Origin of the sequence: Shewanella sp. H8 (assembly GCF_040285065.1) — a bacterium.
Lineage (GTDB): Bacteria > Pseudomonadota > Gammaproteobacteria > Enterobacterales > Shewanellaceae > Shewanella > Shewanella polaris.
This window is the reverse complement of sequence record NZ_CP157213.1, coordinates 3,763,064-3,778,336: the sequence shown is the minus strand read 5'-3', so window position 1 is coordinate 3,778,336 and position 15,273 is coordinate 3,763,064. Positions and strand designations below refer to the sequence as shown.

Below are 15,273 nucleotides of genomic sequence, written 5' to 3'. Positions count from 1 at the left end.
GCATTTGGGATGGTGGTATAAATAACCAATTGAACTAAGGAGGGTTTATGGCGTTAGTAAAGTGTGATGAATGTGGTAAAGAAAAAAGCAGTGCAGCCAAGGTCTGCCCACATTGTGGCAAGAGTCGTGATCATATTTCATCTGGGGTGATTTGGTTTGTAGTTTTGGGATTAGTTGTGTTTTTTGGCGTAATGGCCATGAATGGTTAATAAAAAGCCCAGATTGAATTCTGGGCTTAATTTATAATTCATAAAAATCTATTTCAAGTTATCAGAGAAGTACCGAATACCAAAATACTTTCCCTATTACTGTGATGTGTTTTATATCTTCTGTTTCGTATCGTTCATCTGGCCATTCATCTAAATTGAAGCTGCGCAGCCGTAAACCGCCACCTGGTAGTTTGTATAATGTTTTAATGCGTAACATTCCATCGTGGTTGATTGCGTACATTTTGCCGTCGGTCACATCTGTTTGTGATGTGTCTACCCCCACAGTTGAACCGTTGGGCAAAACTGGTTCCATGCTGTTGCCACTCACACGGACGCAAGCTGCGTTGGTTGGGTCTACGTTTGATTTTCGTAAGGTCGATTTTGCAAAGCGTAATTTAGGCCCGTGAAAATGAGGCATTTCTGGTATGCCGAGTCCTGCGGCTAATTCTACATCCATATAAAACGGTATCTCTACTTCATCATCACTTAATGTGGTTTTGTTATCCCATGTTTCCATTGGGCCAGCCCATTCGGCGTTGGCTTCAACTGAAGCTCTTGTCTTTCCTGTAATTAACTCTTCTGCGGTTGTTCCTAACACATTCGCGATAGCCACTAACTTAGAGGACTCTTTTGCTTTGCCTGAAATAAGTTTATGCACCATTACCTGAGAGATGTTGGCGCGTTCGGCTAATTCCTTCTGTGTTAATCCAGAAGCCTTTAGTTTTTCTTGGAGGTTTTGGGCAAGTGTTTTCATAAGTTAATTGTATTACCTAAGTTATAAACTCGATACTAACTAAAGTTATTTTTATTGGTTGCGGTTAATTAACTTTGGTTATATTATGGGTTTTGTTATTAATTCATTGGAGTTCTTATGAAGACAGCTGATGTTATTGCTCACTTTGGAGGTCAGGGTCGTTTAGCTAAGGTTCTTGATGTTTCACAGCCTGCAATTTCAAAGTGGGGGGATACCGTTCCATTACTTAGAGCTTATCAAATTCAAGTGATTACAAACGGGAAACTTAAAGTTGGTAACCCGCAGATCAAGCAAGCAGTTTAATTTTAATAGTAAGCAGGGAGAAAAGCATGAAACAAAGATCACGTTTAGATTTATTGATGAAAGCCATTAATACGTGGCTTGAATTACCCAAGGTTAGTCGGTCGGCGTTGGCCACTGCGGTAGTGCAGGCGGTTGATGATTTAAAGTTGGCGACTGTATTGGCTAAAGAGGGGATTGCGTTTACCTACTCGGATGATATTTACAACGATGCTCGAGTTAATGCGCAAAAGATTTTCCGTTGGCTTGGGCAGTATGCAGACCAAAACGCGGTACCGGAGCGTTTGTTTTATGTTGAGCAGGCAATATTGGCAGCTATGCCAGTTGAATTGCGCATTGGGTATTTAAACGATGTTTACGGCATGGTTGGCGTGACCGTTGTTGTTGACCATGTGAGTGATGCTATGTCGTTAAGTGCAGATGATATGGCGGCAACGTTAACCAAAGAAAACTGCGATGCACAGGTGGCTGTTATTCGTTTAGGCATTAACCCAAGCCGTCATCAAGTTGAAACTGCTTACCGCGAACTACGTGAATCACGCGGGGTAACATCAATGTCTTTGGATGTACTTGAGCGTAAGTTCCCTTATTTAACCAATAAATCACTTAAGTCGGCTGGTTAGCATGGCTGATAACGTTGATGAAGCTAACAAAATAGCTGAACTGCATTTAGCCAGTGAATTAACCAAGGCGAAACGGATTTTACCGCCATTAACGGGGCGTTGTTTTTATTGCGAGTCACCGACGGTAGAACGCTTTTGTGATGCAGATTGTCGTGATGACTATGAACGCTTACAGCGCAGTGTGCAGATGCGTAAACGAGGTTGATATGTGGTCATTTATGTTGGGTTGGTTAGGTTTTGCAGTGATTTTGACTATTGCGTTTTGTTTTATGTTTAAAGGGGCTAAGTGCAATGACTCAGTTAAGTGATAACAATTTAGTGTTAATTGAAACCGAAGAAGAAAAACAAGAATTTGAGCGTATTGAGCGTGATCAGCAGATTAATGCAATTGCTGCAGTGGTAAGAACATGCCCAACGAATAGTTCAACTGGCATTGCGGATTGTTTGTTTAACGCGGGTTGTCGTGTTGAGTTGTTTAACGTTCAGATATAAGAAACCCCGCTTAAGTTTGGCGACCTGAGCACGGGGTTAATACCTACGAAGAGAGGTTTGATGATGTTACGAAAATATACAGATAACGTCAATGATGTTGAAAATAGCAACATCGTGCCGTTTAAGCCTGTTGATGGTGTAGTTGGTGTCAGTAAACAGGGGGTTATTGTGAAAGCTGATTTAGATGATGGTTATTTAAGGCTGTCTAATACATTGGTGGATTCCCTTTGTTTAACCAAGCTTAGTGATAGAGAAAGCCGTGTGTTGTTTTCTGTCATGCGTCGTACTTATGGCTTTGGTAAGCCTGTTGATTGGATATCGTATAGCCAGATTCAGGAAATGACAGCGATTGATTCAAACAATGTTTCTCGCGTTGTTGGTGCGTTAATTAAGCGCAACATTCTGTTAAAAGAAGGCAAGAAAATCGGCATTAATACTGTTATTTCTGGTTGGTTAGATAAGCCGATAAGCAATAAAACTGTCAGTTTAGACAGCAATCAATCAATGTCTAAACAGACAGTAAAACCTGTCAATTTAGACTGTGAGACTGTCAGTTTAGACAACAAACCATGTCAATCTAGACCCCCACAAAAGAAAGACATTAATACAAAAGAAAGACAAAAAGAAATATGTGCTAAATCTTCATTTAATGCTTTTTTTAAGCAATACCCAAGTCACAGAAAAGGCGGTTCGGATTCAGCAGCCTGGGCAGCATGGAAGTCTGAAAAACTGACTGACCAGGATTGTGAAGCTGCAATCGATTGGTTAGCTCTAGCAGCGCAGCGAGACTCCAACTGGGGCATTAGTGCTAACGGCCAGTTTGTATTGGGTGTAACTAAGTTTATCCGCAACAAAACATGGTTAACCCCATTGCCTACCCCAGCGACCAACAACCAGCGTAAAAGTTTACAAATTCCGGTTTATGACGAGAAGGTAAACGAGTATTCCGACTATGCCGACGATTTTAATATGGAGATTTAATGATGTTAACTATGAACTCTGAATTATCAAAACTGCTATCCCGTTTGAATGCTCCAGTTGGTGTGAACCCTGCAACTCGTGAACATATTGCTGAATTAAAAAGAAAGTCAGAAGAGACTGCTTACAAAGACCATATCGCCCGTAAGAACAAGAAACTTATGAATTTAACTGGATTGAATACACATTTTTTGGCTTGTCGATTCGATAATTATTTTTGTGATCGTAAAGACCAGTTTGATGCGGTTGAAAAGGCCCAAAAATATTGCGAAAAGTTTATTGAATATTCTGCAGTTGCTAAGGGTTTTTTATTTAGTGGCACATCGGGAACGGGTAAGAACCATTTGGCTAGCGCGATAGTGAATGATCTTGTATCAAAGAACCATTTTGTGGTTTTGCTTAGCGTGATGGATTTGCTGGCCAAGGTGCGTGAAAGTTATAAGAATCCGTCGATTTCAGAAGATAAATTAATAAATGATTTTCTAAGACCGGATTTATTGATTATTGACGAGCTTGGGTTGCAGCGTGGCAGTGTTGACGAAGTGTTATGGCTAACTCGAATTATTGATAAAAGATTATATGCCAATAAGCCAACTTCGTTTATCACCAACCTTAAGAAATCAGAATTACAAGAATTGCTAGGTGAACGTGCTTACGGGCGTGTTTTAGAGTCTGTTGGTTTAGGTGTTCTTTTTAGTTGGCCAAGTTATCGCGGTAAGCGAGTTGGAGGCTCTAATGACCAATAAACCTTCTACCCAAAAAGAGCGCTTGTGTCGTGTTTTGAAAGGTAATCGCTTTTTAACCCTGTATGAAATTCAGCAGCAGTGTTTTGAGCGCTTTGGTGTCCATGATAGCGAAACCGCGTTAAGTGCCCGTTGGCGCGAGTTGCCAGTGTCGGTTAAGCAAAAGCGCCGTCGTGATAAATGCAGTGCTTGGGAATACAGGTTGGTAGCGTGATTATGGCAAATACGGCGTCTGGTGTTGAAGTTGGCAAGTTAACCAATGCGGCGTTAAAGCGTTGGTTACGTGCTGGGGTGAGTCGTGATTATCGTGATCCGCAGTTTCCTGAAATCCGTTTACGTGCTGCAGCTGGCCGAACGCGGGCAAGTGTTCATTTGGTGTTGAATGAAAACGGTAAGACGGTTTGGCAAAAGGTGGGCACTTGGCCAAGCATGTGTATTAAGACGTTATGTGCTGATTTGCCGGTGATGTTGGCTAAACGCAGTGGCGGCAACATGGTGACAGGCCAGTTTGATACGGTAGGCAGTTTGCTTGAGTGGTACCAGGAGCATATTGCCAATAACACGACGTTGAGTTTGAGTTGGCGCAGTAACGTGAAGTCGATGATCAAGTGTCACCTGATGCCTCGGTTGGCTAATGTTCGTTTGGCTAACGTGAGTTTTATTACTGTTGATAGTGATTTGGTTAAACCCATGTTGGTTGAGGGTTTTTCGCCTCAATACATTCGTGAAGCAGTTAATAAGCTTAAAGCTGTGTTTGCTGCGGCTTCAAAGCTACGTTTGATTAGTGCGAACCCGTTAGCCGGTTATCGAGTGACGTATTCAATTAAGGTGGCTGATGTGGTTGATACTCGCTTGTTTGAGTCTGATTTGGCAGCTTTGTTTGTTCGCTTAGGTGAAGTGGTTATGCCTGTGCAGATGCTGTTTGTGTTGATGATGATGTTTGGTACTCGCATTAATGAGACTCGTTTGGCTCGTTGGGATCACTTTGCAGGTGATTATTGGGTGATACCTGCAAGTAATGCCAAGAACAAGCAAGAGCATCGGGTGCCTATGACTGATTCGGCTAAGGCGTTAATTCAGCATTATCGCAAGTGGCAGCTTAAGCATGTTGGTAAACGCGCTTATTTGTTCCCCGGTAATATTGGCGCTATTTCAATCCGCAGTGCTCATGAGTGGCATACACAAATTCGCTTTAAACACTTCACTAGTCATGATTTGCGTCGTTTGTTCAGGACCATTGTTGCTGACTTGGGTGTAGATACCATGATTGGTGAACGCCTGCTTAATCATTCATTGCCTGTTTTGCTGCGCAAGTACGTTAAATCGACCTTGGATAAGGGCATGAGCCAAGCGTTAGACCAATATCACCAATATTTAATTTATCGTGGGTTTTCTTCTGTTGCGCCCGAGATATTGCCTAGATCGTCCGTTGAAACTGAGAACGGTCAAACCAAGACAGCAAGCGGTTGGTTGTGATGATCACCGCATCATTATTAGAAGAATATGCAATTAGAGGTTTTTGGGGGCGAAATGGCATTACGCGGGTTTGATTTTTTGAAAACAGGCAGGAATATTCGCGGGCTAACCCAGACCGAAGTGGCCGAGATTTATGGGGTAAGTGAACGGACTTATCAGCGTTGGGAACGGGGTGATGTGAGAGTGCCATTTGATGATGTTTCGGCAATATGCGCCCAGGTGTTTCTGTTAGGGATTGATGAAATAAAGGCGGTGATTAGTGACGAAGATTAACGTGCAGCAGCTGGACCATCAACAAGCGGCATTGAATATGAAGGCCTTGCGCCATGGGTTAAAGCGTTGGGGTAATTACTGGGCATATCAAGAACGGGGCAAAGGCTTTGCTAACCGAAGCCAGTGCGACAAGTTAGGTGAGGTGATTGTTTACGGTAGTTCGGCAGTAATTGAGGTAACGCCCCCGCGTGATGTTAGGCAGTTCGACCAGATGATTGAACGGTTAACTCCTCAATGTATACGGGCCATTAGAGCGCATTACATCTGCAAAGGGCAGTGGGCATTGGTGGGGTTCGATAGTAAGAAGTCTTATGTGTATTGGTTGAGACGGGCAGAGGTAGTTTTGCTGGGGTGAGTATGGAGTTATTCAATTAGATTTTGGAAGTTGTTGCAGGGGTAATGATTGGAATCGTTATAGGCAAGAATGTGGTATTTACAGTAATTAGCCATGAATAATGGGCAAGCAATCTTTGAAGTGATGATGCATTTTCCTGACTGGCTCCATTGCATCCTCGTGTCCAGTCAAAATAGATAGCATTTGCATATTTATAGCCGCGAGAGCATTACAGTTTCGAAGTGAATCATAAATTACCTTAGGTTCATAACCCACACCATTGCCAATTAGCGAGATAAGACCGCTATGAGTAAAACTGTTAAACGCTGAATTGTTAATACTCCTAAAGTCATTCAACTGACTAAGAATATGCTCGGGAGCATCCGAACTTCCAAGTGCTTTAAGCATTTCCCCAATCAAGGGCGTTTCCAGCTTCTTTATCTCATTTGGACCAATTTTTTCTGCTGTTAATAGTTTATTAATCCAAACCTCAGTATCAGCGTACATAAGCCAAAATCCACGTATTAGGCTTTCGTACTGGGGTCGCATCAATGCAAAGCCCGATGATGTAAAACCATCAGAGATTAACTTAAGAGAAGATAGGCCATGTTCAAATGACAAAATGCCTGATTGAAATGCCATTTGCCATTTAAGCTTGGGTACCGCTCCAAGATGTTGTAGTTGTTCAACGTGATCCGCCATAAAATCATACATTTCAAAGCAGCACGGTAATAGTGTCTCTAATTTTTTCTCGTACACAGCAGTTCCATTTTTGTCGCAAAGCCCAAATTGAGTGGGAGCGTCAGAGGTCGGCAATCTCGATTTTCGCTAGTCGCTCTTTGCCGTCTATCAGATTACATTTAACTCTGTGAATTACAAGTGTTATATCTAGTCTGAACTAATACAATTAATGGGTCCTTCTGGCTCGGAGCACTGCGGGGGTGGGAAAGCGCAGTGCTTCACTACATATGAGAATTTTAGGGGGTTATGTTGTTGTTTTATCGCTTTGATCTCTGCCAATCAATTACAGCCAAAAAATAAACCTATTAAGTGAATGAATTAATAGTGTTTTACCCTAAATTTGATGATGCACAATTCCACTCACCTTTTGATCATCTTAAACCGCAACTTTTGATCGCCTAAATCTTTGTGCCCATAGCTTTAGTTTGCTGCTACTTTTAATAGACTGGTTACATTGATGTAAATACTAGTTCACTAGTTAAGGATGACTATGAGTAACGCTACAGAATTGTATTGTATTAAATCGACCTCTGACACTTTGATCATTGAAGAGATAATTCAAAATGAGTTGAAAATAGCCGAGGACTTACCCCAAGAGTTAGCGGTAAAAGTTTTTACCAAGGACAGCTGTGTATGTTGGGATTACGATGATTCTATTGCCATTTCTTTCGAGCAAGAAAAAGTATTAGTCAAAATAGTGCATTCGGCATTTGACTCAGTAAAGCGATAGCTTACTAAATATATTAAAAATACAGATTTATGCCTTGCTAACTCATTATCACCCACGGTTATTGGCTACGAACAAAAAATGGCTACTTGATGTAGTCATTTTTATGGGCGTTTCACTGTGGCTTTTTGCAGTCTAAAGGATTATGTTGAGAAAAATAGTGCCACTTTAATATATTGATATTGTTTGGTTTATTTTTTACATTTGATGTGGGCCTGTTAACGCGTAATTTACGTTTTTTATTTGAGTGTAAGAGTCATTAAATTGCTTTACTTCAAAGACATAGAAAGCGTAGGATGATAGAAATAATTAACTTAAATGCGCGACTTTATCTGTTGAGACGTTCAATAAGCCGTTAAATGGCTTTATCTTTTCAAATTAATTTTAAGGTATAATTCTAGAATGAAAAAAGAAGTATTAGACGAACAGGCGGGTTTTCTAGAATTTATCAAAAACTATGAATATATCAATGAACAAGGTCGTTTAGACCTAGAAGCCTTTTGTTTTAATTTATCCATATGTTTTTCTTGCGATGGAATTTTAGATAAATCCCCCCGACCGATTGATATGTATCATTTACTTATAGATCTTCTAAAAAATCATGCAAATAACAATGATATGTCTTTGTGGGTTCAAAACCAAAAGTTAGTTGATTGGTCACCTGAATTTGAACGTATGTATCCTGATAAATATAGAACTTGTATCCATATAGCAGGATTGGTTCATGTTATGAGCTATTGGGTGTATGACATTGGACACTATTTAATGGGGATTCCAGAGCCAAAAAAAATTGAGAAATATTTCAATTGGGTTGATAGTGAATGGATATTCGTTCATACATTTATAAATGGGTTTCATAATTTTTTTACGTCATTTTTAAAAAAAATGGACGAAAAAGGTGTAAAAGAAAGAGGGTATTCTTTGTTCGAGGCTCTGCATAAATCAAAAAGTTCTGATATTGATTATGATAAAGCCATTAATGAATTAAAGATAAGAAGCTCAGCTCAAAATAAAGCGATAAAAAGGATTGATCAAGCCATTAGTGCAGAGTTTTACTTGGAGGCAATTACTCTTGAAGAAAACCTGATTAGCAATTGCTTATTCAATTACCTTAAGTCGAAAAACAAACACTTCAAAAATCCATCATTTCAGAAACTCCTTAAAGAGTGTAAAGAGTTAACCAATGACGCTTCTGAAATGGTAGATAGAGTAAATACTTGGCGAGCGAAAAGAAATACTGCAATACATGGCTTTGTAGAATCTGAAATTAATTCTTTATCCGAGTCTGAAAATGAATTTTTGTCTTTTGCAAAAGAAACCTCTATTGAAGGGCGTGACTTTTGTCAGCTCATCTGTGATTGGTATATCAAACAATCCATTAATTTTATACCAACTGAATTTGAAACTAAGCAAAAAACTTTGAATTAAATAGTCAACCATTTAACAATTCATTACAGCGTGAAAAAAGTTGGCTTGCGCACAACTTTAGCTAAGCGTTTTAGCGGCTCTTAATTAAGCGTTGAGTTTGTAGCATTTTTCCTAAAAGACGTTTTAAAAACCAAAAAATAAACAGCCACGTTTATTGGCACCAAACAAAAAATGGCTACTTGATGTAGCCATTTTTATGGGAGTTTAATTGTGGCTTTTTGCAGTCTAAAGGACTATGTTGAGAAAAATAAGGCTGCTCTAATACATTGATATTGTTTGGTTTATTTTTTTACATTTGATACGGGTACTTTTAACGCGCAATTTACGTTTTTTATTTGAGTGTAAGAGTCATTAAATTGCTTTACTTTAAAGACATAGAAAACATAGGATGATATTAATCAATAACTTAAACGGGTGGCTTTATCAGTCGAGCTGTTCGATAAGCTGTTATAGCTCCTGGAGGCAGTCCGTGGCACCTGATGATAAAATTCTAGATTATTTTAAAGTCATTCATGAAAATTGTAATACTATTGAATTTACATTTGATAAAAAAAATAGCCTTTATATTCCATTGTTTAATACATCTATCGATCATGGTTTATCGATACTTTTATTAAAAAAGCAAAACCTTACAGTTTCATGCTTAGCTTTAGCTCGCCCAATGGTTGAAAGTTATTTAAGAGCAATGTGGGTCAAGTATTGCCTTCATGAAGATAAAATTATTGAGGGTTGTTCTACTATGCACTTTCCCATCAAGTTAGATTTTTTATTGGGTGAAATTGAAAAAAAGCTACCTGAAAACCATTTGTTTAGCGGATTTAAATCATCAATTACACCTCTGTTAGTAAATATCCATGACTATACTCATACGGGAATCCAAAGTATTGTTCGGCAGTATGACTATAATAAAAATCTAACAAATGAAAATTGCTTTGATGAAGTGTCTGAACTCATAAAATTAGTCGTTTTAGTTACATCGTTATCATATGAAGAACTAATTCCAGTTATGGATAACAGCCTTTCACATACTGACATTTATAAATCAGCTATGGAGCTGATCGAGCTATAACAAACGCATCAAGAGGGACAGCCAATGCGTGGCATTTTTATAATGCGTTGGTTTTTGTGATTACGGTGTTATGCGGAAAGTTGGCTACAAACAAAAAATGGCTACTTGATGTAGCCATTTTTATGGGCATTTCACTGTGGATTTTTGCAGTCTAAAGGACTATGTTAAGAAAAATAGGGCTGCTCTAATATATTGATATAGATTGGTTTATTTTTTTCATTTGATGCGGCACGCTTTTAACGTGCAATTTACGTTTTTTATTTGAGTGTAAGAGTCATTAAATTACTTTACTTAACAGACATATAAAATGTAAGGTTATATTCATCAATAACTTAAATGGGTGGCTTTATCGGTCGAGTCGTTCAATAAGCTGTTAGGTTTCAATCTAATATTCATTTATTTTTCAATATCCGGAGATTTTATGAGTAAAAAATCGCAACATGTTGTTAGTAGTGCTAAAGGCGGATGGGATGTTAAAAAAAGTGGTTCTGACAGAGCATCTAAGCACTTTGTAACTCAGGTGGAAGCTATTCAATGGGCAAAAGGAGTCGCTCAAAATCAGAAATCTGAATTATATATTCATGGCAAAGATGGAAAAATAAGAGAAAAAAATAGTTATGGTAATGATGATTATCCGCCAAAAGGCTAAAGGTAAGTTTGATGATGGATAATTTTAATAAGAATGTTTTTGTAAACTGCCCGTTCGATGATGACTATCGGCAATTATTAATTTCGATTATTTTTACTGTTAAATATTTAGGCTATATTCCGCGATTATCTCTTGTAAGATCAGACTCTGCGGAGTCTCGTATTGATAAAATAGTGGGTTTAATTAATGAGTCAAAATTTGGGATTCATGATCTATCAAGAATAATATCTTCTAGTGAAAATGAGCATTTTAGAATGAATATGCCTTTTGAACTTGGTATTGATTATGGTTCAAAAGCGTTTAAAGAAGGAAAGTGGGCTACGAAACAGCTACTAGTTTTAGAAAAAGAGAAATATCGATATCAAAAAGCTCTTTCGGATTTATCTGGCTCAGATATAAAAAATCATGATGATAGTCCTATAAAAGTTGTAAAAGTTGTTCGTGATTGGTTTGTTGCTACTGAAGATATTCGTGCAGATAGCGGGAACAAAATTTGGTCTAAATTTAATGAATTTAATGCTTACTTGTACGACCAAGCTGTAGAAATAGATGGTCATGATGATGTTGATGAGCTTCAAGTCATAGAAGTAATTAGACACATAGAAGACTGGCTTAAAGCAACATAACAAGGCGTTGAAATCGGAATTGTAAAACATAGCCACCCACGATTATTTTTATATTTGACGTTGACACTTTTAACGCACAATTTAAGTTTTTATTTGAGTGTAAGAGTCATTAAATTGCTTTACTTCAAAGACATATAAAATGTAAGGTTATGCTCATCAATAACTTAAACGGTCGGCTTTATCGGTCGAGTCGTCAATAAGCTGTTATACGATTATTCAAATTGGAGATGTATTTTGAGTTTAAAAATTGTAGGGAAATCCCCTGGATTTAACAATAATTATCACTTTCATGCATCACCTAAATATAGGGCAAGTGCATTTTCACCTGAAATAGCAATCAGAACAAAAGAGTTAATAGAATCAAAGTCAACTGAACTGGGTTGGAAAGTTCATGATATTGCTGTTGATGATGACCATATTCATTTTCTTATTCAAGCAGATACCACACCTAGTAATATTGCACACCGTTTGTTTGGTTTCACATCTTTCTCATTAAGAAAAGAATTCCCTAAGTTAAAAGAACTTAATAAAGATCATTTTTGGGGCGGTGAGCAATGTAAATGCATTACAGATGTGGATCACTTTAATAATACAATTGCTTATATTGCAAAACATAAGCAATCATAAATCGTATAACAAGAGACTTTAAGTCGGAATAAAAACAGTTAGTTAAGCAGACGTTGATCTAAGCCGCAGCGCGGAGCCAAAGCTGATTCACTCGAGTATATTAACCTGATAGAATCAGCTAGATTTAAAAAAATGTGATGGAACACCACTATGAAAAAGGAATTGAAATTGAACACATACAAACCAAGCCTCATAATCAATTCAACATTGCTTTGCAGTCTATAGCCTGTATTAAAAAAGCAAATCCCTATAGCATAATATGTACCCATTAACCTGGACTCGGCATCAGCAAAGTCCTACAGCGTTTTGTGCCATGCAAACAGCGCAACGCACAAATACTAAAACGTTATGCAAACTAAGGATAAATAATGAATCCACCAAGAGTATTTATTTCATATTCACATGACTCTGCCGAGCATAAGGGCTGGGTTTTGGACTTTGCTACGACCTTAAGGAATCGAGGTGTAGATGCGGTTTTAGACCAATGGGATCTAAAACCAGGGGACGATCTCCCTCATTTTATGGAAACACAGCTGGAGGCTTCAGACTTTGTGCTAATGGTATGTTCAGAAAAGTACGTAGCGAAAGCTAATGCTGGAGAAGGAGGTGTAGGTTACGAAAAAATGATTATGACTTCATCCTTGCTCAACACAATCGATAGTAGCACAGTAATCCCTATTATTCGTCAGGATGGCTCAGACCATCGACCGACATTTTTAAAGTCAAAATTGTATATAAATTTCTCTAATGATTCTGAAAATGAATACAGCTTTGATGATCTGCTTAGAACGCTTTTGAACTCCCCTTTGTACGAGAAGCCTTCAATTGGGAGTAGCCCATTTAAATCTATGGATAACTCTAGGCCAGACAGAAAGTCAGACGGAATAAAAACACTAATGCTAGCAGTAGCGAAATGTTACGAGAGAAGGACGTATCAGTATATTTGGTTTGAAGATCTGATCATGACAGTATCAATGCATAGGCTAACGTTAAACAAATATATCATAGAAGCTAGTAAGCAAGGGCTAATACGAATGGAAAGTGATGGTGCAATTACAATTACCCCAGATGGAATTAGTTACCTTGAACAACATGAAATTATAGAGAGTTAGATAACTGCATAACAAAGCAAGCCACGGCGACGCTATCGCGTGCGTGCTTTTAGCGATAGCTGTAATTAATTAAAATTAAGTGGATACTAATGATAAGAACACGAAACATAGCCACCCACGATTACGATTACTTTTACATTTGACGTTGAAATTTTTAACGTGCAATTTAAGATTTTTATTTGTGTGTAATAGTCATTAAATTGCTTTACTTCAAAGGCATGCAAAATGTAAGGTTATATTAATCAATAATTTAAATTGTCTGCTTTATAGGACTAACCGTAAAATAGTAAAAGGATTTATACATGAGTGAAGAGCACAAAAAGAAAATAGGTATTTCAGACGCGCATGATCTTATAGAAACAGGCACAAAGTGGGAGCAGCGCAAGGGAAGGGATACCGATTATTATTTCTATGACGAGAAAGATGCTGCTGGTAATGTGGTTGGAAAGTATGAAGTCTCGGAATCGATGTCAATCTATCCCCCCTTTGGCACGACCGTGAACTGGAAGAAGCTATCCTAATTGCATATCAAGGCGGTCAACAGGTCCTCTTTTCCGCGTAAAAGCTAAGCATTGCCACCCACAATTGTTTCTGATTGTAGTGGTTACGCTAGTGCGGTGTTGAACTAAGTCAAAGCTGATTCAATAGAGTATATTAACCTAATAGAATCAGCTAAGTTTAAAAGTGTAATGGAACACAACTATGACAAGGGAATTGTAATTGAACATACAAATCAAGCCTCATAATAAATCAACATTGCTTTGCAGTACTGCGCGCATCATAAAAAGCAAATTCCTATAGCATAAAGCGTACCCATTAACCAGGACTCGGCATCAGCCAAGTCCAATAAGCGGTTTGTGTCTTCAAACGGCGCAACGCACAAATTCTAAAACGTGATAACTCAAGGAGTTTAATTGAAATCATTTGCGCAAGTCATCAAAGAAATAGAAGGTCAAAAGGTGAGTCTGTTGTTGGGTAATGGTTTTTCTCAAGCGTGGGATTACAATATTTTCAATTACAAAAATCTCCTTGCTTCGGCAAATTTTGGTTCTAGAGATCAAGCCATAAAAAGTATTTTTCATAAGTTGGGTACTTACGACTTTGAAGCGGTCATGCAAACAATGATTTCTAGTATCTATGTCAGCCAATCATTTAATGAATATCCAGTTTTTGTAAAAGGTATTCAACTTGACGCTGAAAAACTTAACTCAACACTTGTTACTACTATTGCAAAAACACACCCAAGACTTCCAAGTAATATAACTAATGAAGAATATAAGTTAGCCAGAAAATTCCTAAATTCATTTAATAAAATTTTTACTTTAAATTATGATTTGCTGATGTACTGGGCTAGAAACAAGAGTGAATTGGAACCCGATAACTTTACAACTGATGATGGGTTTCGAGCTCATCTTACGTGGACTGGTGAAGAAGCCAATCAAAATGTATTTTTTCTTCATGGTGGGCTTCATCTTTACGATGAGGGAGGAGTAATTAAAAAGCACGCTTATACTGATAATGGTGAAACCATCATCGATAAAGTGAAAGCTAATTTAGATAGACGTAATTTCCCGATTTTTGTTGCGGAACCAGATTATCAAAAAAAATTAGATAAAATATTGCACAATCCATATTTAAATTATTGCTATACGCAATTAGGTAATATTAGTGATTCACTTGTAATTTATGGGCATTCAATGGATGAAACAGATACACACATCTTTGATAAAGTTGGTAAAAGTGGTGTTAGAGATGTATATATAAGCATATATGGAGACGCTAACTCTACGGAGAATAGGAGAACAAAAGCAAATGCTGCTTCATATTTTGAATCATGTAACGTTCATTTCTATGAGGCAGAGAGTACACCTATATGGAATGACTCTACAACCGTGGTCAATTTAACTTGACCACAGCTGGTGCACTATCTCTATTCGTAGCAAATCACTTAACCGATAACTTTTAACTCAAATCTAAAAATTATCGGTTTTACATATCACATAAATCCAATTCGACCAACGCCATATGTGGCGTAAAACACGCCATATATGGCGTATTTTTACCCCTGAAAACAGCTACAGTTTATATAAGCTTGATACCACTGCGTAACTG

The 15,273-nt window shown here is 38.0% G+C and carries 22 protein-coding genes; 20 read left to right on the top strand and 2 right to left on the bottom strand.

Annotated elements, in window-relative coordinates; all coding sequences use genetic code 11:
- The first annotated feature begins 47 nt into the window (after positions 1-47).
- Positions 48-209: a zinc ribbon domain-containing protein gene (locus ABIS04_RS16405; RefSeq protein ID WP_350431757.1), complete on the top strand. Its 162-nt coding sequence runs from the start codon at positions 48-50 to the stop codon at positions 207-209.
- Between the two features lie 61 nt (positions 210-270).
- Here ABIS04_RS16405 and ABIS04_RS16400 read toward each other — a convergent pair whose 3' ends face one another.
- On the bottom strand, positions 271-963 hold the full coding sequence (locus ABIS04_RS16400; RefSeq protein ID WP_350431756.1) for a helix-turn-helix transcriptional regulator: 693 nt from the start codon (positions 961-963) through the stop codon (positions 271-273).
- A gap of 117 nt (positions 964-1,080) precedes the next feature.
- On the opposite strand from ABIS04_RS16400, the gene ABIS04_RS16395 reads away from it, so the two are divergent.
- The 10 genes from ABIS04_RS16395 to ABIS04_RS16350 all read left to right on the top strand — a co-directional run bounded on the left by ABIS04_RS16395 (position 1,081) and on the right by ABIS04_RS16350 (position 6,203).
- The gene (locus ABIS04_RS16395; protein ID WP_011637116.1) at positions 1,081-1,266 is read left to right on the top strand and encodes a Cro/CI family transcriptional regulator; all 186 of its coding nucleotides are present in this window, start codon (positions 1,081-1,083) and stop codon (positions 1,264-1,266) included.
- A 26-nt stretch (positions 1,267-1,292) separates the two neighbouring features.
- Positions 1,293-1,886 carry a toxin YdaT family protein gene (locus tag ABIS04_RS16390; protein WP_011637117.1) on the top strand — a complete coding sequence of 198 codons (594 nt, stop codon included), beginning with the start codon at positions 1,293-1,295 and terminating at the stop codon, positions 1,884-1,886.
- Between the two features lies 1 nt (position 1,887).
- A complete protein-coding gene (locus ABIS04_RS16385) occupies positions 1,888-2,091 on the top strand; it encodes a hypothetical protein (protein WP_350431754.1) in 204 nt (67 codons plus the stop codon).
- An 86-nt stretch (positions 2,092-2,177) separates the two neighbouring features.
- Entirely contained in the window at positions 2,178-2,378 is a 201-nt protein-coding gene (locus ABIS04_RS16380; RefSeq protein WP_350431753.1) for a hypothetical protein, read from the top strand.
- A gap of 60 nt (positions 2,379-2,438) precedes the next feature.
- Complete coding sequence (locus tag ABIS04_RS16375) at positions 2,439-3,359, top strand: replication protein (RefSeq protein ID WP_350431752.1); 921 nt, start codon at positions 2,439-2,441, stop codon at positions 3,357-3,359.
- Positions 3,359-4,102: an ATP-binding protein gene (locus ABIS04_RS16370; protein ID WP_350431751.1), complete on the top strand. Its 744-nt coding sequence runs from the start codon at positions 3,359-3,361 to the stop codon at positions 4,100-4,102. Before ABIS04_RS16375 ends, ABIS04_RS16370 begins: the two co-directional genes overlap by 1 nt.
- Positions 4,092-4,313, top strand: coding sequence for a hypothetical protein (locus tag ABIS04_RS16365; RefSeq protein ID WP_350431750.1), 222 nt, complete (start codon positions 4,092-4,094; stop codon positions 4,311-4,313). Before ABIS04_RS16370 ends, ABIS04_RS16365 begins: the two co-directional genes overlap by 11 nt.
- A gap of 2 nt (positions 4,314-4,315) precedes the next feature.
- Positions 4,316-5,575, top strand: coding sequence for a site-specific integrase (locus ABIS04_RS16360; RefSeq protein ID WP_350431749.1), 1,260 nt, complete (start codon positions 4,316-4,318; stop codon positions 5,573-5,575).
- A 78-nt stretch (positions 5,576-5,653) separates the two neighbouring features.
- Positions 5,654-5,848, top strand: coding sequence for a helix-turn-helix transcriptional regulator (locus ABIS04_RS16355; RefSeq protein ID WP_350431748.1), 195 nt, complete (start codon positions 5,654-5,656; stop codon positions 5,846-5,848).
- A gap of 37 nt (positions 5,849-5,885) precedes the next feature.
- Positions 5,886-6,203, top strand: a complete 318-nt coding sequence (locus ABIS04_RS16350; protein WP_350433464.1) for a hypothetical protein — start codon at positions 5,886-5,888, stop codon at positions 6,201-6,203.
- A gap of 87 nt (positions 6,204-6,290) precedes the next feature.
- Here the strand turns inward: ABIS04_RS16350 and ABIS04_RS16345 are convergent, their stop codons facing one another.
- Entirely contained in the window at positions 6,291-6,941 is a 651-nt protein-coding gene (locus ABIS04_RS16345) for a DUF6988 family protein (RefSeq protein ID WP_350431747.1), read from the bottom strand.
- 472 nt (positions 6,942-7,413) lie between these two features.
- Here ABIS04_RS16345 and ABIS04_RS16340 point away from each other — a divergent pair, with 472 nt between their 5' ends.
- From ABIS04_RS16340 to ABIS04_RS16300, 9 genes are all read left to right on the top strand, one after another.
- Positions 7,414-7,653 (top strand): hypothetical protein, encoded by a 240-nt coding sequence (locus tag ABIS04_RS16340; RefSeq protein WP_350431745.1) that lies wholly within the window; start codon positions 7,414-7,416, stop codon positions 7,651-7,653.
- A 399-nt stretch (positions 7,654-8,052) separates the two neighbouring features.
- Positions 8,053-9,078, top strand: coding sequence for a hypothetical protein (locus ABIS04_RS16335; RefSeq protein ID WP_350431744.1), 1,026 nt, complete (start codon positions 8,053-8,055; stop codon positions 9,076-9,078).
- A gap of 469 nt (positions 9,079-9,547) precedes the next feature.
- Positions 9,548-10,147, top strand: coding sequence for a DUF6988 family protein (locus ABIS04_RS16330; RefSeq protein ID WP_350431743.1), 600 nt, complete (start codon positions 9,548-9,550; stop codon positions 10,145-10,147).
- 421 nt (positions 10,148-10,568) lie between these two features.
- Positions 10,569-10,796: a DUF2188 domain-containing protein gene (locus ABIS04_RS16325; protein ID WP_350431742.1), complete on the top strand. Its 228-nt coding sequence runs from the start codon at positions 10,569-10,571 to the stop codon at positions 10,794-10,796.
- Positions 10,797-10,807: 11 nt separating this feature from the next.
- The gene (locus tag ABIS04_RS16320; protein ID WP_350431741.1) at positions 10,808-11,422 is read left to right on the top strand and encodes a hypothetical protein; all 615 of its coding nucleotides are present in this window, start codon (positions 10,808-10,810) and stop codon (positions 11,420-11,422) included.
- Between the two features lie 234 nt (positions 11,423-11,656).
- Positions 11,657-12,049, top strand: a complete 393-nt coding sequence (gene tnpA / locus ABIS04_RS16315; RefSeq protein WP_350431740.1) for an IS200/IS605 family transposase — start codon at positions 11,657-11,659, stop codon at positions 12,047-12,049.
- 368 nt (positions 12,050-12,417) lie between these two features.
- Entirely contained in the window at positions 12,418-13,161 is a 744-nt protein-coding gene (locus ABIS04_RS16310; RefSeq protein WP_350431739.1) for a toll/interleukin-1 receptor domain-containing protein, read from the top strand.
- Between the two features lie 302 nt (positions 13,162-13,463).
- Positions 13,464-13,682, top strand: a complete 219-nt coding sequence (locus ABIS04_RS16305) for a hypothetical protein (protein WP_350431738.1) — start codon at positions 13,464-13,466, stop codon at positions 13,680-13,682.
- 393 nt (positions 13,683-14,075) lie between these two features.
- Entirely contained in the window at positions 14,076-15,071 is a 996-nt protein-coding gene (locus ABIS04_RS16300) for a DUF4917 family protein (RefSeq protein ID WP_350431737.1), read from the top strand.
- Positions 15,072-15,273 lie beyond the last annotated feature (202 nt).